Origin of the sequence: Lactobacillus sp. RTP31084st1_F9_RTP31084_210423 (genome assembly GCF_040919545.1) — a bacterium.
Lineage (GTDB): Bacteria > Bacillota > Bacilli > Lactobacillales > Lactobacillaceae > Lactobacillus > Lactobacillus paragasseri.
Genome location: NZ_JBCOVH010000001.1, coordinates 844,650 through 861,960, shown reverse-complemented (window position 1 = coordinate 861,960; position 17,311 = coordinate 844,650). Strand labels below are relative to the sequence as shown.

33 protein-coding genes, 1 tRNA gene and 1 pseudogene are annotated in these 17,311 nt (G+C 35.6%); all 35 read left to right on the top strand.

Annotation, left to right across the window (positions count from 1 at the left end):
* Positions 1–4 precede the first annotated feature (4 nt).
* The 35 genes and pseudogenes from AB5359_RS04355 (at position 5) to AB5359_RS04185 (ending at position 17,291) form a co-directional block, all read left to right on the top strand.
* Positions 5–190: a hypothetical protein gene (locus tag AB5359_RS04355; RefSeq protein ID WP_003654242.1), complete on the top strand. Its 186-nt coding sequence runs from the start codon at positions 5–7 to the stop codon at positions 188–190.
* 9 nt (positions 191–199) lie between these two features.
* Positions 200–409, top strand: a complete 210-nt coding sequence (locus AB5359_RS04350) for a hypothetical protein (protein WP_015981452.1) — start codon at positions 200–202, stop codon at positions 407–409.
* Positions 410–412: 3 nt separating this feature from the next.
* Entirely contained in the window at positions 413–601 is a 189-nt protein-coding gene (locus AB5359_RS04345; RefSeq protein WP_368280028.1) for a hypothetical protein, read from the top strand.
* A gap of 6 nt (positions 602–607) precedes the next feature.
* A complete protein-coding gene (locus tag AB5359_RS04340; protein WP_368280030.1) occupies positions 608–751 on the top strand; it encodes a hypothetical protein in 144 nt (47 codons plus the stop codon).
* 2 nt (positions 752–753) lie between these two features.
* Positions 754–999, top strand: coding sequence for a hypothetical protein (locus tag AB5359_RS04335; RefSeq protein WP_207991546.1), 246 nt, complete (start codon positions 754–756; stop codon positions 997–999).
* A 13-nt stretch (positions 1,000–1,012) separates the two neighbouring features.
* Positions 1,013–1,174 (top strand): hypothetical protein, encoded by a 162-nt coding sequence (locus AB5359_RS04330; RefSeq protein ID WP_186277792.1) that lies wholly within the window; start codon positions 1,013–1,015, stop codon positions 1,172–1,174.
* Positions 1,174–1,464 (top strand): hypothetical protein, encoded by a 291-nt coding sequence (locus tag AB5359_RS04325; protein WP_368280031.1) that lies wholly within the window; start codon positions 1,174–1,176, stop codon positions 1,462–1,464. Before AB5359_RS04330 ends, AB5359_RS04325 begins: the two co-directional genes overlap by 1 nt.
* A 4-nt stretch (positions 1,465–1,468) precedes the next feature.
* Positions 1,469–1,627 (top strand): hypothetical protein, encoded by a 159-nt coding sequence (locus AB5359_RS04320; protein WP_207991548.1) that lies wholly within the window; start codon positions 1,469–1,471, stop codon positions 1,625–1,627.
* 92 nt (positions 1,628–1,719) lie between these two features.
* Entirely contained in the window at positions 1,720–1,950 is a 231-nt protein-coding gene (locus AB5359_RS04315; protein ID WP_319499000.1) for a hypothetical protein, read from the top strand.
* A gap of 12 nt (positions 1,951–1,962) precedes the next feature.
* Positions 1,963–2,424 carry a RusA family crossover junction endodeoxyribonuclease gene (locus AB5359_RS04310; RefSeq protein WP_368280032.1) on the top strand — a complete coding sequence of 154 codons (462 nt, stop codon included), beginning with the start codon at positions 1,963–1,965 and terminating at the stop codon, positions 2,422–2,424.
* Position 2,425: 1 nt separating this feature from the next.
* Positions 2,426–2,716 (top strand): hypothetical protein, encoded by a 291-nt coding sequence (locus AB5359_RS04305; protein WP_015981457.1) that lies wholly within the window; start codon positions 2,426–2,428, stop codon positions 2,714–2,716.
* A gap of 76 nt (positions 2,717–2,792) precedes the next feature.
* Entirely contained in the window at positions 2,793–2,924 is a 132-nt protein-coding gene (locus tag AB5359_RS04300; protein WP_269260149.1) for a hypothetical protein, read from the top strand.
* Positions 2,914–3,204, top strand: a complete 291-nt coding sequence (locus AB5359_RS04295) for a hypothetical protein (protein WP_102695652.1) — start codon at positions 2,914–2,916, stop codon at positions 3,202–3,204. Before AB5359_RS04300 ends, AB5359_RS04295 begins: the two co-directional genes overlap by 11 nt.
* A gap of 2 nt (positions 3,205–3,206) precedes the next feature.
* Positions 3,207–3,425, top strand: coding sequence for a hypothetical protein (locus AB5359_RS04290; protein ID WP_011678823.1), 219 nt, complete (start codon positions 3,207–3,209; stop codon positions 3,423–3,425).
* Entirely contained in the window at positions 3,412–3,579 is a 168-nt protein-coding gene (locus AB5359_RS04285) for a hypothetical protein (RefSeq protein ID WP_003648036.1), read from the top strand. The genes AB5359_RS04290 and AB5359_RS04285 overlap by 14 nt, the downstream gene beginning before the upstream one ends.
* Positions 3,580–3,608: 29 nt before the next feature.
* A complete protein-coding gene (locus AB5359_RS04280; RefSeq protein ID WP_368280033.1) occupies positions 3,609–4,139 on the top strand; it encodes a hypothetical protein in 531 nt (176 codons plus the stop codon).
* Positions 4,140–4,586: 447 nt separating this feature from the next.
* A complete protein-coding gene (locus AB5359_RS04275) occupies positions 4,587–4,871 on the top strand; it encodes a hypothetical protein (RefSeq protein WP_015981461.1) in 285 nt (94 codons plus the stop codon).
* A tRNA-Gln gene (locus tag AB5359_RS04270) sits at positions 4,870–4,942 on the top strand. Before AB5359_RS04275 ends, AB5359_RS04270 begins: the two co-directional genes overlap by 2 nt.
* 55 nt (positions 4,943–4,997) lie before the next feature.
* Positions 4,998–5,283, top strand: a pseudogene (locus tag AB5359_RS04265) (ParB N-terminal domain-containing protein).
* A gap of 440 nt (positions 5,284–5,723) precedes the next feature.
* Positions 5,724–6,341: a DUF4145 domain-containing protein gene (locus tag AB5359_RS04260; protein WP_003648039.1), complete on the top strand. Its 618-nt coding sequence runs from the start codon at positions 5,724–5,726 to the stop codon at positions 6,339–6,341.
* Between the two features lie 182 nt (positions 6,342–6,523).
* The gene (locus AB5359_RS04255; protein ID WP_003648517.1) at positions 6,524–7,180 is read left to right on the top strand and encodes a hypothetical protein; all 657 of its coding nucleotides are present in this window, start codon (positions 6,524–6,526) and stop codon (positions 7,178–7,180) included.
* 61 nt (positions 7,181–7,241) lie between these two features.
* Positions 7,242–7,781: a terminase small subunit gene (locus tag AB5359_RS04250; RefSeq protein ID WP_368280034.1), complete on the top strand. Its 540-nt coding sequence runs from the start codon at positions 7,242–7,244 to the stop codon at positions 7,779–7,781.
* Positions 7,753–8,982: a PBSX family phage terminase large subunit gene (locus tag AB5359_RS04245; RefSeq protein ID WP_368280035.1), complete on the top strand. Its 1,230-nt coding sequence runs from the start codon at positions 7,753–7,755 to the stop codon at positions 8,980–8,982. Before AB5359_RS04250 ends, AB5359_RS04245 begins: the two co-directional genes overlap by 29 nt.
* Positions 8,973–10,385 carry a phage portal protein gene (locus tag AB5359_RS04240; RefSeq protein WP_368280036.1) on the top strand — a complete coding sequence of 471 codons (1,413 nt, stop codon included), beginning with the start codon at positions 8,973–8,975 and terminating at the stop codon, positions 10,383–10,385. The genes AB5359_RS04245 and AB5359_RS04240 overlap by 10 nt, the downstream gene beginning before the upstream one ends.
* On the top strand, positions 10,375–11,565 hold the full coding sequence (locus tag AB5359_RS04235; protein WP_260677232.1) for a minor capsid protein: 1,191 nt from the start codon (positions 10,375–10,377) through the stop codon (positions 11,563–11,565). The genes AB5359_RS04240 and AB5359_RS04235 overlap by 11 nt, the downstream gene beginning before the upstream one ends.
* A gap of 91 nt (positions 11,566–11,656) precedes the next feature.
* Positions 11,657–12,199: a phage scaffolding protein gene (locus AB5359_RS04230; RefSeq protein ID WP_142777716.1), complete on the top strand. Its 543-nt coding sequence runs from the start codon at positions 11,657–11,659 to the stop codon at positions 12,197–12,199.
* 4 nt (positions 12,200–12,203) lie between these two features.
* Positions 12,204–13,229: a capsid protein gene (locus tag AB5359_RS04225; protein ID WP_285044942.1), complete on the top strand. Its 1,026-nt coding sequence runs from the start codon at positions 12,204–12,206 to the stop codon at positions 13,227–13,229.
* A gap of 8 nt (positions 13,230–13,237) precedes the next feature.
* Positions 13,238–13,627: a hypothetical protein gene (locus tag AB5359_RS04220; RefSeq protein WP_100733349.1), complete on the top strand. Its 390-nt coding sequence runs from the start codon at positions 13,238–13,240 to the stop codon at positions 13,625–13,627.
* A complete protein-coding gene (locus AB5359_RS04215; RefSeq protein WP_100733348.1) occupies positions 13,624–13,986 on the top strand; it encodes a hypothetical protein in 363 nt (120 codons plus the stop codon). Before AB5359_RS04220 ends, AB5359_RS04215 begins: the two co-directional genes overlap by 4 nt.
* Positions 13,983–14,417: an HK97 gp10 family phage protein gene (locus AB5359_RS04210; RefSeq protein WP_142777718.1), complete on the top strand. Its 435-nt coding sequence runs from the start codon at positions 13,983–13,985 to the stop codon at positions 14,415–14,417. Before AB5359_RS04215 ends, AB5359_RS04210 begins: the two co-directional genes overlap by 4 nt.
* Positions 14,414–14,821, top strand: coding sequence for a DUF6838 family protein (locus AB5359_RS04205; RefSeq protein ID WP_003648045.1), 408 nt, complete (start codon positions 14,414–14,416; stop codon positions 14,819–14,821). Before AB5359_RS04210 ends, AB5359_RS04205 begins: the two co-directional genes overlap by 4 nt.
* On the top strand, positions 14,805–15,023 hold the full coding sequence (locus tag AB5359_RS04200) for a hypothetical protein (RefSeq protein WP_003649127.1): 219 nt from the start codon (positions 14,805–14,807) through the stop codon (positions 15,021–15,023). The genes AB5359_RS04205 and AB5359_RS04200 overlap by 17 nt, the downstream gene beginning before the upstream one ends.
* Complete coding sequence (locus AB5359_RS04195) at positions 15,023–16,378, top strand: phage tail sheath family protein (RefSeq protein WP_368280037.1); 1,356 nt, start codon at positions 15,023–15,025, stop codon at positions 16,376–16,378. Before AB5359_RS04200 ends, AB5359_RS04195 begins: the two co-directional genes overlap by 1 nt.
* A gap of 11 nt (positions 16,379–16,389) precedes the next feature.
* A complete protein-coding gene (locus AB5359_RS04190; protein ID WP_003648048.1) occupies positions 16,390–16,860 on the top strand; it encodes a phage tail tube protein in 471 nt (156 codons plus the stop codon).
* Between the two features lie 11 nt (positions 16,861–16,871).
* The gene (locus tag AB5359_RS04185; RefSeq protein ID WP_049148933.1) at positions 16,872–17,291 is read left to right on the top strand and encodes a hypothetical protein; all 420 of its coding nucleotides are present in this window, start codon (positions 16,872–16,874) and stop codon (positions 17,289–17,291) included.
* The last annotated feature ends 20 nt before the right edge of the window (positions 17,292–17,311 follow it).

The following is a 17,311-nucleotide window of genomic DNA, read 5'->3' as shown; positions in this document are numbered from 1 at the left end:
CACGATGAACGAAATTGAAAATATTAAAGCCGGTTTGACTTATCTTTTAGATATTAACGATTTGAAGAACAATGTAACGGTAACCGAAGATGGCAAGTCGCATTCTATGAATGTGAAAGATTTGAAAGAAGCAAATTATGATGTTCTTTTACAAATTGCTGAATTATTAGGTATGGATGTTAATAACTAGGAGAACAGAATGCTTGAAGAAAATCACGATTTAGAGAAAATCATCGAAGATGCTAAACAATATCGCTGGTACTCAGTTCCTGATATGTACATGGTTGAAATCTTAGACACGACAGGACGTTCAGCTGGATTTGTTCAGTCAATCTTTATAGATAAGAAAGAAGCTAGTGAGGTTGCTAAGGTGCTTCATGGCGTGGTTAGAGAAGTAGTTGGAGGTTAAGCGATGGAAGTTAGTGAATTAGAAACTAAGCTCAATAATTTGGCAACATCATCATTTAAATTTGAGATTAAAGAAAGTCAAAACGAAGATGGAAGCGTTGAATTTAATGGCGATCTCATAAAGCTGGAGCAAGTATATCAGGGAGAAATTATTGTATATCTTGTCAAAGAAAATGATAAGGAGGAAATTTAAAAAATAATGCCTCCTCATGATGGAATTGACCAATGGTATGTAAATACCGAAAGTGCTGCTTGTCTATTCGGTGTTGATGATTTAAAACTATATATCGAAATTTTAAAAATAGTAGCTGTATTTTTACAGGAAAAAGTTGTGGAGGATTAACAATGAGTAAAAAACAGCAACAATGCCCGTATTGCCACACGGATACTTGCTATACAGGATCGGCAGGAGAGCGAGAAGAAAAAGTGCCTCAGAAGTATCTATATAACTACGAATCACAAGATAGTTTATTTAACGCAGCAATATATGTATTGAGTGGAGAACTCTGTATAGATGTTGACGATGAAAGCGGAGCACTTGCAGACAAAATTAAGATTAACTATTGCCCAGTGTGCGGGAGGAAACTATGAAAGTTAGAGTTTATTGGGAATATCCAGATTTTGCTACGCATTAGGCGAACAAAATTACGAAGATATTGAATTGCCAGATGATTACACCGAGGAAGAGATTGAACGAGAAGTGAAAGAGGTAGCTTTGGAACACTTTGGTTGGAGCTATGAAATTTTAACTGAGGAGAAAAAATAATGTTTTTAAATGGTGAAGATTGGAAATGTCCTAAATGTAAAACTGAAAATTATATTGGAGATAGTGTAAATGATGTGGCTACATCAAAAAGTTTAGAATATCTTGAAAATTATAATATTGAAGTACCATTTATTTGCGATAAGTGTGGTTTTAAAGAAGTATTATTAGTTGCGTATGACTTGGCTAAAAATCGTTACGAAGTAGATTATGAAGATACAGCATTTTGTAATAAAGACACAAAATGGAGAGATAAGTTACTCAAAGAAGCTGGATTAATTAGAGGAGATTAGCTGAATGATTAAAACAAAGATTATTACTAGACCAAAATACGAAAATTATGAGTTTGAATTTGATATAGAACGTTTTTCTAATCAACTCAATAGAAAGATTATAGATATTCAGTACACATCAAATAATTCAAACTATGAAGCAATTATTACTTACGAAGTTTAATTGAGGATAAGTAGCATGTCAGATTGGATTTTTGCAGCAGCATTCTTAATTCTGCTAGCTATAGTAATTTTGGTAGTAGGAGCGATGTAAATATGATTTTTAAATTGGAAGAAGATTTACCTTTTGATATACAGGGAAATTTAAATGAATACTGGTTAAATATCTTGGAAAGGAATAAAAAAACACGTGAACTTGAGTACCGAATAGAACTTATGAGTCTTGATGATCTACGGAAATTACAGAAAAAAATCGGATTAAACTTGACAATTTCGTTTGAAGACGATGAAGGCACAAACGAAGTTGATGGGATTATTACAATTTAGGAAATTAAGTATATGAGAGTTAACTTTACGATTGAAGGACCGCCGATTGGTAAGGCAAGACCGAGAGTTACTAGAACGGTAACTTACACGCCATCTAAAACGGCACGATATGAGGATTTAGTTAGGTATACAGCGATTAACAGTTTCAAAGGCATATTCGATAAAGATGAACCTTTAGACGTTAAAATTATTGCGTATTTTGAAGTTCCTAAGAGTTTAAGCAAGAAACGTAAGGCTTTATGTTTAGCTAACCAAGAACTGCCAACTAAGAAGCCTGATGCTGATAACATCGGCAAGATCATCATGGACGGAATGAACCCAAAAATGAAACGTGATAAACGACTTCACAAAATGGTTGAAGTTATGAGGGGCGTTTACCACGATGACAAGCAAGTAACAACCTTGTTAGTCAAAAAAAGGTATGCCGAGCGTGCAAGAGTTGACGTGAGAATTAAGAGAGATATGGGTGATTAGAATGGAAAAGATTAAGGCAAGCGATCAAATTTGCTTTGTCAATTTGATATTTAAGAATGGCTGTACTGATTCTATTGCAGTTGCTAATAGTAAAGAACATCTGTGGGAACATATTGCAAAAAAGTTAGATAAATACGGAGGAGGAATAAAGAACGATATTTTAACTTTTAACGGAATTCATGGATATGGGTATGTAGATCTATCGACAGTAGCAAAAATTGAAATCTCTGAAATTGATAAAGGACCAATGGTATTAGTTAAGTCTAAATTGAACAAGGATTTAGAGCTATGAAGTATAATGCCGAGTTAATCACTGTAGCAGGGATGTTGATCTGTTTAGGAGCTGTCGGATTTGTGGTATTTTGCCTATGAGTAGCGATTTAAAGTATCAAAAGGGTAAATGGTACCACGTACAAGAAGACGGCTCACTTGAGCCAGTAAATTACGATAAAGAAGTTAAAGAGTATTACAAGAAATGGAGAGATAACTATGGCAATTGAGTTAAAGATTGGGGCTAGAGGAACGAGAGAAGATTTTGAAGACACATATACTAGAAGTTTCTTAGAAGATAACGGTCTGTTGAAATTTGATCCAAGAAAGTTTGCAGTTAACTGTGTATGGGGAGTTCATACTAAATACGGCTATATGTGTTCTTTCAGTTATGATGACATTTTGACATACATGGGCGATGGTGTCTGGGACTTAAGAGTAGCTGAAGAAACAAAAATAACTGATGAAGAGTTGAAGAGAGCATTATCAGAACCTGACAAGGAGTTCTAGCAATGCAACTATACGGGCATGAAGTAAATCCTTATACGTATAAGGATTTTAAGACAGAACAACTTAAGAATTTTAGATCAATGCTTAAATCAAACATCAAGAATTTTGAAAATATTATAGAGCCAACAATCGAAGAAATGATTGACGAAGATAAAGCTGAGGAGCTGCTGCCTTTGATTGAGCATGAAATTAAAGTGAGGTCGAATGATGGACGAAACTAGGAACGATTTAGAAGTAGGCAATGAAACAGCAGTCATGATGTACTTGAACATCTTGAAGTATGCTAAGCACCATTGTCCCGAAGATGAAGATCCTTATGAGATCACTGACCGAATATTCACTGATATGTTTGCAGCGAATAAAGCAAGTAACTAAACAACTAGAAGACGAGAGGGAGTGTAAGTGTGTATCAGATTGACTTAGGATTACAGCCAAATTTAAAAGCTACAGCTAAAAGGGTGGATAAGTTCCTGACTATTAATTTTCAGAGCTATCTTAATTTAGCTGGCTTACACCGTAATCAGCTTACAAGCCCTCAATTATCATTTGCACCTGGATCAACGAACAAGAATGGCGTTGAGAAGAATTTCATTGACGAAGCACAAGACGATATTGATATTGTTGATCCTGCTAGGAAGGTCTGTGCAGCTATCTATAAAACAATGGACAATTGCACGGATACAGCCTTTAAACCTTATAGACGCATCTTAATTGGAACATACATAGATCAATTAAGAATTGTTGATGTAGCAGCGACTGTTAATTTATCTACTCGGTCAATCGACAATAAGAAAATTAACGCACAATGTGAATTTGCCGACCGTTGGCTGTACTGGAAGAAGTATTTTGATGTTGAAGACTTACCAGACTTAAGAGTTTTCAGTCAAAAGGTAAAAACAGTATGGCCGGATAAAATTAAGATCCGGAAAAATTAGTCGTGCGTAAAGCTTGCGTAAACCTTGCGCACTGCTTGCGTACGTTTCATGATAAATTGTTATTGTCGAAAGATTAGACGTGGTGGTTACGATCTTTCGACTTCACCTTGAAACGTGCGGTACGTTCGAAAAAATCTCCTTTCGAAATTAATACAGAAGATCTTAATTTGTTTCGGTAAGTAACGAATTAAAGTAACCGTTCTTGGTAGACGTTAGCAGTTGTTCGATCCGACTGGCGGTTATAGCCTGATTAAACTCAGGCGATAAACATTCCTCTAAATGAATTTTTTGGTTTTGGCTTACAATTCTTTTATTTTTTACTTTTTCTTATTTACTTTTTTTATTTGATACAGGCAATCGGGTTCGACTCCTGTTTGCTTGATAACCTAGGCGGTAGTCCATTGTTGATTATTGTATATAATAGTTTGCCTAGGGAGATCCTATGCCATGACCCTCAACGGTTTCGAGGAGAGCGTGGGAAGAGCTGGGGCGTTGTTGGCTGGCCCGCAGCAGCAACTGCCGTGGGTAGAGTGGCACAATTTGGAATTTAGAAAGAAAAGAGGAATTTTCTTTCACAACTATGTAGCGGGGTTCAATTCCTCGCCTGCCCATTGCCTGTCGGAAAGCAGGCGTAAAAATAATATTATTCAGATCACGAATATATTTTGTTTGTCTGATTTTAATTTACAGAATTGCATCTGGTTTAGCTCTGTACCTAACAGAGCATTCTAGGACTATAGCCAAATTGGTAAGGCATCAGGTTTTGATCCTGTGTATTGTTGGTTCGAGCCCAGCTAGTCCTATAGATTAGCTCGTTTTTTGTTTTATAGTGTTTATTTCAAGGAATAGGAGTTAAGTATGAAAGTTGAGACAGTTTCAATTAATAAGATTAAACCTTATGAGAACAACCCTAGAAATAATGATGATGCAGTTGACGCTGTAGCTAATTCTATTAAGGAATTTGGCTGGCAACAGCCCATAGTTGTCGATAATGGGGGGGGTAATCATAGCTGGTCATACACGGTACAAGGCTGCTAAGAAATTGGGCTATAAAGAAGTTCCAATTGTGGTTGCAGATAGCTTCGATTACTGGCAAAGGTTTAATAACTGTGAACCTATTGTTGATCTTCATAAATATAAGTAAGGGTACTTTGAAGGTATAATTATGGTACTTCAATAGTCTTTAGGTATGGTTAAATATATATTGTGAGTTAATGAAAATTAATTCACCGCATTAATAGAATTCCTCTCTATATTTATGTATTTAACATTTAGGCTATTGCTCTGTGTTAGCTGCGCATACATGCATTCTTTAAGAATGTCCTTTAAGAGCATAATTATGATTAGCTTTAGTTTTGAAATGCTTAGTTTTAAGCCACTAAGGCTAATCTTTATAGCAACTTAGTTCAATGGGAGAACAAAGCGTGTACAGTTAAACAATGTGCTTGAGAAGGTGGTTCGATTCCATCAGTTGCTGTAGTCCTTTTTAGGACTAAATAATTCCATTCGTTTCAAAAAGTCAAGTCTTTTAATTAGGCTTGACTTTTTTATAATTATTTTTGAAACGAATGGAGGCTAAATAAAATGAATGTTTTTACAAATAATATTATTGATGGTTATATAAGATGGAATAAAAACAATATGATTAGCAAAAATTTTACATGCGGTTACTGTGGAGCGTATGTTTCTAGTGATAAAGGAATGCCTCTTGTAGATCAAGGTAGAGTAAATCCGACAGAAAGTATTGGTGTGTATATATGTACTAATTGTTATATGCCTACTTTTATTTATGATGATATTCAAGTACCAGGAAATAGATATGGGGTAGCAGTTAGTGGAGTTCCTAAAGATGTAAACGATGTTTATGAAGAAGCTAGAAGTTGTTACGGTGCAAATGCTTTTACTGGAGTAGTTCTATTGTGCAGAAAGTTATTAATGCATGTTGCTGTAGATTTAGGGGCTAAAGATAATCTTAAATTTGTTGAATATGTAAATTATTTAAATGAGAATCATTTTGTAAGTGTTAAAAGTCATGATTGGGTTGATCAAATTCGAAAATACGGCAACGAAGCAACTCATGAAATACAAGTTAATACTAAAGAAGATGCACAAAAGATTATAAAGTTTTGCGAAATGATATTAAAAATGAATTATGAATATCCTTCGGAGATAAATGATTCGAATGATGGGAAAAATAATTAATTTTATAATGACTAGTCGAAAGGCCAGCTCTTTTTTTATGAAGGCTTTTATGAAATTTTTAGCAGTAGTTCTAAAATATTTACCATTGTTGGACTTAGTTAGCTTAAATTTATATTCATCTCAAAGAATAAATCCTATTATTTCGAAATTGATTTTTTTATAATTGTTATTGAGGTGATTTTATGACTGCTTTAAATGCTGAAATTAGTCCTAATAGTATTATTTTATCTATGGATACTTTAGCATCGAGAAAAAACAACAACGGAAAAACTATTCCATCTTACTTTACTCAAAAATTTGAATATTATCCTTTTACTCAAAGCATATTGTGTGGAACTGGAGATTTTTCAATTATTAGACTAGCTTTTGATAGATCTAGATCAATTTTATCGAAAGAAGTTAAAACATTTAGTCTAATAATTCGAGATGTTTTAAAAAATAATATTGAAAAAGTAAATACAGACACAACAATTTATATCTTCGGCTTTGATGAAGATATGAATACACATGCTTATGCTCTTAGGAGCACTAATAAATTTGGTATTCAGGAGATCGCAAGTTATTCAAATCCTAATTGGATATTAAAGCCTCAGTGTGAAGAAGCGATAGATTATTTGCTTAATAGCGATTCAAATAATAAAATTCATATATTCAAAGAACTAATGAAAATCGAAAAAAATATTGACGACAAAAAAACTAAAGAAAGGGTTGGGATTGGTGGTCAAAATATTTTAATTAATTTAGTAGCTAAAGATGGAGAGATATTATCTAGCATTAATATAATTGATGAATTTGAAGATTACGATAAACAATATAAGTTTTGTCTGGAAAATTTATGATTTTTAAGTCAGCATAAGCTGGCTTTTTATTTTACGTAAATTAAGGTGGTGGTGAAATGTTTTGGAATGGAAGTTAACCGCTAAACAGAGATTATTCTGTGATGAGTACATTAAGTCTGGAAATGCTAAAGATGCAGCAATTAAGGCGGGATATTCTCCAAGAACAGCGTATTCAATTGGTAATGAAAACCTGAATAAACCTGAACTTAAATCCTATATTGACGCTAAAATGGCTGAAATTGAGTCTCATAAAATTGCTGATGCCAAAGAGATATTAGAATTTTATACCAAGGTACTTCGAGACGAAGTTGTTGAAGAAGTTCCAATGTCTACTGCTGATGAAGTGATTGTAATTAAAAAGAAACCATCATTTAAAGACAAAATTATGGCTTCGAAGGAAATCATGAAGCGATATCCATTATTTGATCCAGTTGAAAAACAAAAACTTAAAAAATTAATTGCTGATACTCGGATATCAGAAGCAAAAGCAACGGTAGCCGAACGTTTGGGTAGCGAAAGCAATGAACAACTTGATGAATTGATTAACAAACTTGTAGGAGAGGAGAATAAAGATGGGAATAGACGAGATCTTAACAAATAAGCAACAACAAGTTCTGAATTCATATTTACATGATGATTGGAAATTTCTCATTTTAACTGGTGCTTTTCGTGCAGGTAAGACAATCATGAATAATTATTTGTTCATTATGGAGCTTAAAAGAATAGCACGTCTATCAATTCAAAAAAAGGATCCACATCCGCAGTACATACTGGCAGGATATAGTTCTAATTCAATTTATACCAACGTTATCAGTGCAATTGAGTCGTATTTTGGTATCACAATGAAAACTGATCGACATGGTCATTACCATTTATTTGGAATTGATATAGTCCCATCTTATACTGGTTCAATCCGTGGTGTTGGTTCTATTCGTGGTATGACAAGCTATGGGGCATATGTAAATGAAGCTAGTTTAGCTACACATGATGTATTTCAAGAAATTTTGCAACGTTGCTCTATTGAAGGCGCACGCATTATTTGCGATACAAACCCAGATATACCGACGCATTGGCTTAAAACTGATTACATTGATAATCATGATCAAAAAGCACGTATAAAGTCATTTACGTTTACAATAGATGACAATACATTTCTTTCTAAAAATTATGTTGAGGCAATTAAGGCTGCTACTCCAAGAGGAATGTTTTATGACCGTGGTATTTTAGGTCAGTGGGTTACAGGTGACGGAATTGTTTACCAAGACTTTAATAAGGACACTATGGTAATTCCGAGAGATCGTGTTCCAGATGGCTTAGATTACTATGTTGGCGTTGACTGGGGTTATGAACACCCTAATCCGATTATCTTATTGGGCGATGATAAGAACGGTAATACTTACGTCTTAGAAGATTACACACAAAAGCATAAATTCATTAATTACTGGGTTAAGATTGCACAGAACTTACAGACAAGGTTCGGTCGCAATCTTATTTTCTACGCTGATAGTGCCAGACCTGATAACGTGAACGAGTTTCAATCTAATGGCATTAACTGCATCAACGCAAATAAGAATGTGTTGCCCGGAATTGAATGCGTAGCAAGGAAAATGCGTGAGGAAAAATTTTATGTGGTTGATACAGCGTCAAGTGGCTTACTTGATGAGATATATCAATATGCTTGGGACGAAAGTACAGGACTTCCACTTAAAGAAAATGATGTAAGACACAATGACCGGCTAGACGCTATTAGATATGCAATTTATAGCAGAAACAAGAAAGGAGGTTTCATACCTTGGAATTAGACGCATTAAAGAAGTTAATCCAAAATACTTCTACTAGTAGAAATGATCTAATTAATAATTACAAACAAGCAGTTAATTATTATGAAAATAAGACCGATATTACTACCAGAAACAACGGTAAAGCTAAGCTTAATAAGGAGGGTAAGAAAGATCCTTTAAGAAGTGCCGATAATCGTATTCCATCAAGCTTTTATCAATTATTAGTAGACCAAGAAGCAGGCTATGTTGCTTCTGTTTTTCCTGACATTGATGTTGGTAAAGATGCTGACAACAAGAAAATTATTGACGTCTTAGGCGATGATCGAGCTTTGACGCTTAACGGCTTATTAGTAGACAGTTCAAATGCTGGCCGAGCTTGGCTGCACTACTGGATTGATGAAGATAACAATTTCAGATATGGCATTATTCAACCTGACCAGATCACACCTATTTATGCAACAACGCTAGATAATAAGTTGCTGGGTATTCTAAGAAGCTATAAACAGTTAGATCCTGATAGTGGTAAGTACTTTACAGTTCACGAATACTGGACGGATAAAGAAGCACAATTCTTCAGGACAAGTACAACCGACAGCACAGTGATTGAGCCGTATAACATCATTACTTCTTACGACTTAAGTGCTGGCTATGAAACAGGACAGTCCAACATCTTAAAGCACAACTTTGGACGTGTTCCTTTTATCGAATTTCCTAAAAATAAATATCGCTTGCCTGAACTTAACAAGTATAAGGGCTTGATTGATGCTTACGATGACATCTACAACGGATTTATCAATGACCTAGACGATGTTCAAACTGTAATTCTTATCTTAACCAACTATGGCGGTGCTGACTTACATCAATTTATGGACGATTTAAGAAAATATAAGTCTATTAAGATTAATAATACAGGTAACGGGGATAATAGTGGCGTTGACAAGCTACAAATTGATATTCCTGTTGAAGCCCGTGACGATGCACTTAAGATAACCCGTGATAACATTTTCTTGTTTGGTCAAGGAATTGATCCAGCTAACTTTGAAAGTAGCAACGCAAGTGGTGTAGCAATCAAAATGCTGTATTCTCACTTAGAATTAAAGGCTGCTAAAACACAAACTTACTTTGAACATGCTATTAATGAGTTGGTTCGTGCAATTATGCGTTACCTTAACTTTTCAGATGCGGACAAGCGCCATATATCGCAACATTGGACGAGAACTAAGGTAGAAGATAGCTTAACTAAGGCTCAAATTGTTTCTACAGTAGCCAATTACAGTTCAAAAGAAGCAGTTGCTAAAGCTAATCCTATTGTTGATGATTGGCAGCAAGAACTGAAAGACTTAGCCAAGGATAGAGAAGAAAATGATCCATATTCTAAACAAGCTGACGAGTTAAACGGTAAAGGCGTAGACGATGAAGAGTAGTGACTACTGGCGTCAACGTGCTATTGCTGAAAAGAAAAAGCAACTTGAAGCGTCAGCAGATTATGAAGCTGCTATGCAAGTTAGACTAAGACGGTTAGAGCATGAATTCGAAAAAGAAGCATTAGTTTACTTACAGCGATATGCTAATGAGAATAATGTCGGCTTAAAACAAGCTGCTAGCGTCTTAGGAAGTATTAACACAACTAAATGGTCTATGACCTTAGAAGAGTTTGAACGTAAAGCTAAGGCTGGTGGTTATGATAAAGAGCTAAACGCTGAATATTACAAGAGCCGTATTTACAGACTTCAACAGTTGCATGACCAGATGGTTGAGTTTTCTAAAAAGTATGGCATGGCTGAACAACTAAAAATGCAAAAAGGTTTAGCCAAACAGTATCAGAATAGCTATTACTTACATGCTTATGATAAGTACCGAGCTACTGGTCAACTGGATATCAAGCTAAATCATTTCAACGAACAGCAATTAGAAAATATTGTTTACAGCCCTTGGAAAGGTAGCGATTTTAGCAAGCGAATTTGGAAAGAATACACTAAAATTCTTCCTGATGAGTTAACTGATGCACTGCTAAGAGGTACATTGTTTGGTTACTCTACAAGTAAAGTAGTTAGAATGATGCGAGACAGATTCCAAAAGGTTTCTGAAAGAGATTTACATAGACTAGTTATCACTGAGATGGGACACGCTGCCGAAGAAGCTACAGCACAGTTCTATAAAGACAGTGACATTGAACAGTACCAATATTTAGCTACATTAGAAAGTCACACCTGTGACCAATGCGCCCACTTAGATGAGCGAATTTTTAATGTCAAAGATAAAAAAGAGGGTATTAACTATCCTTTGATTCACCCTTATTGTAGATGCACGACTGTTCCTTATGATAAAGACTTACCAGATGTTGAAACTCGCTGGAGTAGAGATCCTGAAACAGGTAAAAGCGTTTATGTTAAGGATATGAATTACAGTGAGTGGAATAAGTCCGTTAATCAAAAACGTTTAGATTATCAAGGTTGGAAGAAAGCATCTGGTGTTAAAATACTTAGCTTAGGAACGTTAACATCATTGCTTTCTCCTAAATTATCATTTGATGAGAAGAAAGCTACAACGAATTACGTTTCAACTGATGCTGATGATTTAGATGACAGGCTTAGAAATGAATAAGATTTGACCTGAGTATGTCGTTAAACTGCTCTTTGTGTGTGCCCTTATGAGAGGCGAACTCGTATAAAACGTGTGAAAGGATAGAACAACAATGAAAAGAAAACAATTAGAAGAGCTTGGATTACAAGAAGAGCAGATTAAAAAGATTATGGATTTAAATGGTGCTGATATTGAGAAAGCTAAGGGCGAATCATCTGACCTGCAGGCAGAAAATGAAGCTCTTAAGTCTCAAATGAGCGAAAGAGATAAGGATTTAAAGAAGTTGCGCTCTCAAGTTAAAGATAATGAAGGCTTGACTAAGCAATTCAACGATTTAAAGAGCAAATATGACAAGGACACAGCTGATCTTACTCAAAAACTTGCTGCTAATCGTTTAAATAGCGCAATTGACCAATCATTAAGCAAAGCTAACGTTCGCAACAATAAGGCTATTAGAGGTCTTTTGAACATGGACGAAATTAAGCTTGATGATGATGGTAATTTGACAGGGTTAGATGATCAAATTAAATCTTTACATAAATCTGACGCTTATCTGTTCAATGAAGGTCAGAAACAGGGTTACCAACCTAGTGACGGTCAACCTCCTGCAACTGATACGACCCAAGCAATGGTAAACGTGTTTAAAGGAGTATAGATAAATGACAATTAATTATGCTGAAAAATATCAATCAGCTGTACAACAAGCCTTTTATGATGGTCACTTATATAGTGCTGATTTATGGAACTCTCCATCGAACTCAATTATTAAATTTGACGGTGCAAAGCATATTAAAGTTCCACGTTTAGAAATTACCAGTGGTCGTAAGGATAGACAACGTAGAACGATCACAACACCAGTAGCTAACTACAGCAACGACTGGGACTCATACGAATTAAAGAATGAACGTTACTGGTCAACTCTTGTAGATCCTTCTGACATTGACGAAACTAACATGGTTGTTTCGTTGGCTAACATTACTAAGCAATTCAACTTAGATTCTAAGATGCCTGAAAAAGACCGCTACATGTTCTCCCACTTATACAGTGACAAGGAAGCTGCAAATGATGGTGGTATTACTACCAACACGTTAGATGAAAAGAATATTCTTACTGCTTTTGATAATATGATGCTTGATTTTGATGAAGCCCGTATTCCATCAACCAACCGTATTCTTTATGTAACACCTAAGACTAATGCAATCTTAAAACGTGCGGAAGTAATGAATCGTGCTTTAACTTTGAAAGATCCTAACAAGGTTCAACGTACTGTTTACAGCCTTGACGATGTAACTATTCGAGTTGTTCCATCTGATTTAATGCAAACGGCTTACGACTTCTCCGATGGTTCTAAGACGATTGATAGTGCCAAGCAGATTGAAATGTTCTTGATTTACAATGGGGTTCAAATTGCGCCTGAAAAATATTCATTTGTAGGTTTTGACCAACCATCAGCTGCAACATCTGGTAATTATTTGTACTACGAACAATCTTACGACGATGTTTTACTATTGAAGACTAAGACTAAGGGAATTCAATTTGTAGTAAGCAATAAGCCTCAACAGAGTCAAGACACAAAACCAACTGCTGCAAGTAGTTTAGAAGAAATCAAGGCCTACTTAGATAAGAATCACATTGATTACACTGGTAAGACCAAGAAAGACGAATTATTAGCTTTAGTGAAGTAGGTGGTTAGATGGATAAATACCCACGATTTGAAGAGGTCAAAAAACATTTAGCTGATTTTCTGCCTAATACTGATAATGCACCTAACTATGACAGCGTATTGGAATTTACACTAGAAAAAGTTATTTCTGATGTTTCAATTTACACAAATATTCCAATTTTAGAGCTACCAGAAGAGCTTGAACCAACTATTTTAGGCTTAGCAGTACAAACTATTGACACTCATCAATGGCTAGTACCAAAAGATCAACAAGTAGAGAATATTCAATCCCTATCAGAGGGCGATACATCTGTTTCTTTTAGATCTCCAAGTGATATTTATTCAGCATTGCAAGCTATTAATACGATTACGGATAACTATGTATTGTTACTCAATAATTTTAGAAGGTTAGCCCAATGAGTTACTTTAATGGTTTAAAAAATGCACTTCCTAAGCTATGGAATGATCGAGTTAAGATTGTGGGTACTCAGCCAACCAAACATGGCTACATCACTAATAACGAAGATGTGACTATTGTTGAAGATGAACCAGCTAAGGTTGTCTTAAAAGGGCAATCAGCTAGTGAACAATCATTCTTCGGCACTGACGAATATGATGCAAAATTGATTATTCGAAATGGCATTAAAATCCCTGCTGGTGCAGATATTTATGTGACTGATGTAAATGGTCAAATGACTAAATATAAACGTGCTAGCAAGGGCTATAGTGGTTATTTCAGTCATCAGGAAGTAGCAATGGTTAGGAGTGAAAAAGCATGAGTTTAGGTCATGTTGATGACGCCCAATTTCAGCAATTTGCTAGCAGAGTGAGACAGAAGATTGACAGTGGCTATGTGAAACAGGAGCTTGGCAAGAGTTCTAAACGCATTGGTACACAATCACTAAGAATCCTTAAAGCTAACACTCCTGTAAAAGAAGGTAATTTGCGGAGATCTTGGACTGCCGAAGGACCTAGTTATAGTGGTGGTGGCTGGACAATTAAACTAATCAACAATGCTGAATATGCTTCTTGGGTTGAGTCTGGGCACAGGCAAACCTCTGGCAGATATGTTCCAGTGCTTAAAAAACGGTTGGTTAGAAATTGGGTGCCAGGGCAGTTTTATATGAAAAAATCTATTCCACAGATCCAAAGCCAATTGCCACAATTGGTAACAGAGGGTCTATGGGGCTTAAAGGACTTGTTTGAATGACAATAGTTGAAAGAATAGCTAAGCGAATATCAGAGATATTTCCTGATGTGACAATTTATTCAGAAAAACAGAAAAGCGGTTTTCAAGTGCCGTCATTTTATATCAGTAAGATAATGACAGTCACTAAGAGTCGCTTTTTTGATATTCAAGATAGAAGCTTGTCTTACTCAATAACATATTTTGCTAATCCAGATCGCCCTAATGCTGATATGGAAGAAGTAGAGCAAAAATTACTGAATAATTTTACAAGATTAGATGATTATGCAACGGTTAGAAACCGAGAAACGACTATCAACCAAGATGATGAAACTTTAGTAATGAGTTTTGATTTGAGGTTAGAGATGTATCCGGTTCAAGACGGTGGAAAGCTAGAAAGGATTGAGTTTAATGGAGGAATCCAATAAAACGGAAACCGAGACTCCGATGGGCGAAATTAAAGCGCCTATTCAAGTTGAAGACGTTAAATTCACAAAACAAGCTTTGATTTCAAGCCCTAAGTTCTCAGTTATTGAACGGGATATTTTGAAATTAGCTTTAGATGATGACAAAGAATACACAATTGCCGAAGTTCAAAAGGCGATTGACAAATTTAAGGAGGGATTTTAATGGCAGGAGGAACTTGGAAAGCTCAAGATAAGCGCAGACCAGGCGCTTATATCAATGTCGTAGGTAATGGTCAAAGAGAAGCAGCTTCTTCTCTAGGTAGAGTGTTGTTAATTCGTGATAAAGGCTTAGGCTGGGGAAAGAATGGTGTCATTGAAGTAGAAGCTAACAGTGATTTCACTAAGAAATTAGGTACTACTTTAGATGATCCATCTCTTACAGCTTTAAAGGAAACACTAAAAGGTGCTTCTAAAGTGCTTGTTCTTAACCCCAATGAGGGTACAGCAGCGACTTTGACTAAAGAAGGACTGCCTTGGACTGTTACTGCAAATTATCCAGGTGAAAAGGGTAATCAAATTACAGTGAGTGTTGAAGTTAGTCCAGCTGATCAGAATGCGGCTACTGTATCAACTATCTTTGGTACTAAGTTGGTTGATGAACAATCAATCAAGTTCAATGAATTAGATAAGTTCAAGGGCAATGATTACATCACTGCAAAAGTAGTCGAAGAGGGTAGTTCAAAGCCTGTAGCATTTACTAATGTTTCAGGCACTTTGACTGGCGGTACTACTACTGAGTCTAATAAAGTTGAAAGCTTATTGAATGACGCTTTAGAAAATGAAGAGTACGCAGTTGTTACTACTGCTGGCTTTGAACCATCAAGCAACATAAACAAGTTGGTTGTGGAAGCAGTTAAGCGTCTCCGTGAAAATGAAGGTCGCAAGGTTAGAGGTGTAATTCCTACTGATGCAGATACTACTTATAACTATGAAGGTATTTCAACCGTTGTGAATGGTTACACTTTAAGCGATGGTACTAATGTAGATGTTAAAGATGCAACTGGTTACTTCGCTGGTATTTCCGCTTCTGCTGATGTAGCAACTTCTTTAACTTATTTTGAAGTTGAAGATGCTGTTTCAGCATATCCAAAATTTGATAATGAAAAGACAATTAAGGCTCTTGATGCTGGGCAAATTGTGTTCACTACACGTCCTGGCCAAAGAGTAGTAATTGAACAAGATATCAACTCATTACACAAGTTTACGGCTGAAAAGCCACAGTCATTCTCTAAAAACAGAGTAATGAGGACTTTAGATGAGATTGCTACTGATACTGAAAATACTTTCGAAAGAACTTATTTAGGCAAAGCCGGTAACAATGCAGCTGGTCGTGATCTCTTTAAGGCAGACAGAATCGCTTACTTAACGGGTTTACAAAATAGAAATATCATTCAAAGCTTCAAGAACACTGATGTCACAGTAGAAGCAGGGAATGATACTGACTCTATCGTTGTTAACTTGGCAGTTACTCCAGTTGATGCAATGGAAAAACTTTACATGACAATGGTAGTTAGATAGGAGGAACGTAAATGGCTGCAATTGATGAGTTTTTAAATGGTCGAGATACCATCTCAACCAAAGATGCTACTTTATCAATCAAAATTAATGGCAACATTATTAAGATGATTGAATGTGATAAGTTCACAGCTAAGCTTGAAAAGAACAAGGAAGATGTTCAAACTTTAGGCTCTCACTGGAAGAGAAAGAAAACTACTTCTGTTGAAGGTACAGGAACTTTAGGTGGCTATTTGATTAGTTCAAATTGGCTTAAGTACGGTATTCCATACACTCAAGACGGTGGGGATTTATATTTTGACGCAACTTTAACTATCCATGACCCAACTTCAAGAGCAGGTAAGCAAGTGGTGCAATTAACAGATGTTAACTTGGACGATATCCCAATTGCTGATTTTGAAGCTGATGATGGCGTAATGGAATGGGAAAGTGATTTCACCTTTGAAGGTGTCAACTTAGTACAAGAATTTAACGGAATTAATTAAGGAGTATTTAAATGGCTGAAAGTGTTGAAGATTTTTTATTTGAAAATGTAGGTAGTCCAGTAGAAGAAAAAGAAATTAAGCTAGAAAGATTTAAGTCTCCTTTTAAGATTAAATCTTTAACTGCTGATGAAGTATCTGACCTTCGAAAGCAAGCAACTAAACGAGTTCTTAACCGAAAGACACATAAGTATGAACAAGAAACTGATGAAAATCAGTTCCAAGACTTAGTTGTAGCAGAAGCTGTTGTTTCTCCTAACTTAAACAATGAAAAGCTCCAAACTTCATGGAGCTGTATTGCTAAACCAGAGGAAGTTTTGAAGAAAATGCTTAAAGTTGGTGAATATACTGAGCTATCGCAGGCAATTATGGACTTATCAGGTCTTAACAATGATGACAGTTCAGAAGACTTGGTTGAAAAAGCAAAAAACTAATAAATGAGTCTGTTGGTGAC

What these genes read in the sequence shown, in the direction of transcription:
- AB5359_RS04355 (WP_003654242.1), top strand. Translation starts at nt 5, where the DNA reads ATGAACGAAATTGAAAATATTAAAGCCGGTTTGACTTATCTTTTAGAT.
- AB5359_RS04350 (WP_015981452.1), top strand. Translation starts at nt 200, where the DNA reads ATGCTTGAAGAAAATCACGATTTAGAGAAAATCATCGAAGATGCTAAA.
- AB5359_RS04345 (WP_368280028.1), top strand. Translation starts at nt 413, where the DNA reads ATGGAAGTTAGTGAATTAGAAACTAAGCTCAATAATTTGGCAACATCA.
- AB5359_RS04340 (WP_368280030.1), top strand. Translation starts at nt 608, where the DNA reads ATGCCTCCTCATGATGGAATTGACCAATGGTATGTAAATACCGAAAGT.
- AB5359_RS04335 (WP_207991546.1), top strand. Translation starts at nt 754, where the DNA reads ATGAGTAAAAAACAGCAACAATGCCCGTATTGCCACACGGATACTTGC.
- AB5359_RS04325 (WP_368280031.1), top strand. Translation starts at nt 1,174, where the DNA reads ATGTTTTTAAATGGTGAAGATTGGAAATGTCCTAAATGTAAAACTGAA.
- AB5359_RS04320 (WP_207991548.1), top strand. Translation starts at nt 1,469, where the DNA reads ATGATTAAAACAAAGATTATTACTAGACCAAAATACGAAAATTATGAG.
- AB5359_RS04315 (WP_319499000.1), top strand. Translation starts at nt 1,720, where the DNA reads ATGATTTTTAAATTGGAAGAAGATTTACCTTTTGATATACAGGGAAAT.
- AB5359_RS04310 (WP_368280032.1), top strand. Translation starts at nt 1,963, where the DNA reads ATGAGAGTTAACTTTACGATTGAAGGACCGCCGATTGGTAAGGCAAGA.
- AB5359_RS04305 (WP_015981457.1), top strand. Translation starts at nt 2,426, where the DNA reads ATGGAAAAGATTAAGGCAAGCGATCAAATTTGCTTTGTCAATTTGATA.
- AB5359_RS04300 (WP_269260149.1), top strand. Translation starts at nt 2,793, where the DNA reads ATGAGTAGCGATTTAAAGTATCAAAAGGGTAAATGGTACCACGTACAA.
- AB5359_RS04295 (WP_102695652.1), top strand. Translation starts at nt 2,914, where the DNA reads ATGGCAATTGAGTTAAAGATTGGGGCTAGAGGAACGAGAGAAGATTTT.
- AB5359_RS04290 (WP_011678823.1), top strand. Translation starts at nt 3,207, where the DNA reads ATGCAACTATACGGGCATGAAGTAAATCCTTATACGTATAAGGATTTT.
- AB5359_RS04285 (WP_003648036.1), top strand. Translation starts at nt 3,412, where the DNA reads ATGGACGAAACTAGGAACGATTTAGAAGTAGGCAATGAAACAGCAGTC.
- AB5359_RS04275 (WP_015981461.1), top strand. Translation starts at nt 4,587, where the DNA reads ATGACCCTCAACGGTTTCGAGGAGAGCGTGGGAAGAGCTGGGGCGTTG.
- AB5359_RS04260 (WP_003648039.1), top strand. Translation starts at nt 5,724, where the DNA reads ATGAATGTTTTTACAAATAATATTATTGATGGTTATATAAGATGGAAT.
- AB5359_RS04255 (WP_003648517.1), top strand. Translation starts at nt 6,524, where the DNA reads ATGACTGCTTTAAATGCTGAAATTAGTCCTAATAGTATTATTTTATCT.
- AB5359_RS04245 (WP_368280035.1), top strand. Translation starts at nt 7,753, where the DNA reads ATGGGAATAGACGAGATCTTAACAAATAAGCAACAACAAGTTCTGAAT.
- AB5359_RS04235 (WP_260677232.1), top strand. Translation starts at nt 10,375, where the DNA reads ATGAAGAGTAGTGACTACTGGCGTCAACGTGCTATTGCTGAAAAGAAA.
- AB5359_RS04230 (WP_142777716.1), top strand. Translation starts at nt 11,657, where the DNA reads ATGAAAAGAAAACAATTAGAAGAGCTTGGATTACAAGAAGAGCAGATT.
- AB5359_RS04225 (WP_285044942.1), top strand. Translation starts at nt 12,204, where the DNA reads ATGACAATTAATTATGCTGAAAAATATCAATCAGCTGTACAACAAGCC.
- AB5359_RS04220 (WP_100733349.1), top strand. Translation starts at nt 13,238, where the DNA reads ATGGATAAATACCCACGATTTGAAGAGGTCAAAAAACATTTAGCTGAT.
- AB5359_RS04215 (WP_100733348.1), top strand. Translation starts at nt 13,624, where the DNA reads ATGAGTTACTTTAATGGTTTAAAAAATGCACTTCCTAAGCTATGGAAT.
- AB5359_RS04210 (WP_142777718.1), top strand. Translation starts at nt 13,983, where the DNA reads ATGAGTTTAGGTCATGTTGATGACGCCCAATTTCAGCAATTTGCTAGC.
- AB5359_RS04205 (WP_003648045.1), top strand. Translation starts at nt 14,414, where the DNA reads ATGACAATAGTTGAAAGAATAGCTAAGCGAATATCAGAGATATTTCCT.
- AB5359_RS04200 (WP_003649127.1), top strand. Translation starts at nt 14,805, where the DNA reads ATGGAGGAATCCAATAAAACGGAAACCGAGACTCCGATGGGCGAAATT.
- AB5359_RS04195 (WP_368280037.1), top strand. Translation starts at nt 15,023, where the DNA reads ATGGCAGGAGGAACTTGGAAAGCTCAAGATAAGCGCAGACCAGGCGCT.
- AB5359_RS04190 (WP_003648048.1), top strand. Translation starts at nt 16,390, where the DNA reads ATGGCTGCAATTGATGAGTTTTTAAATGGTCGAGATACCATCTCAACC.
- AB5359_RS04185 (WP_049148933.1), top strand. Translation starts at nt 16,872, where the DNA reads ATGGCTGAAAGTGTTGAAGATTTTTTATTTGAAAATGTAGGTAGTCCA.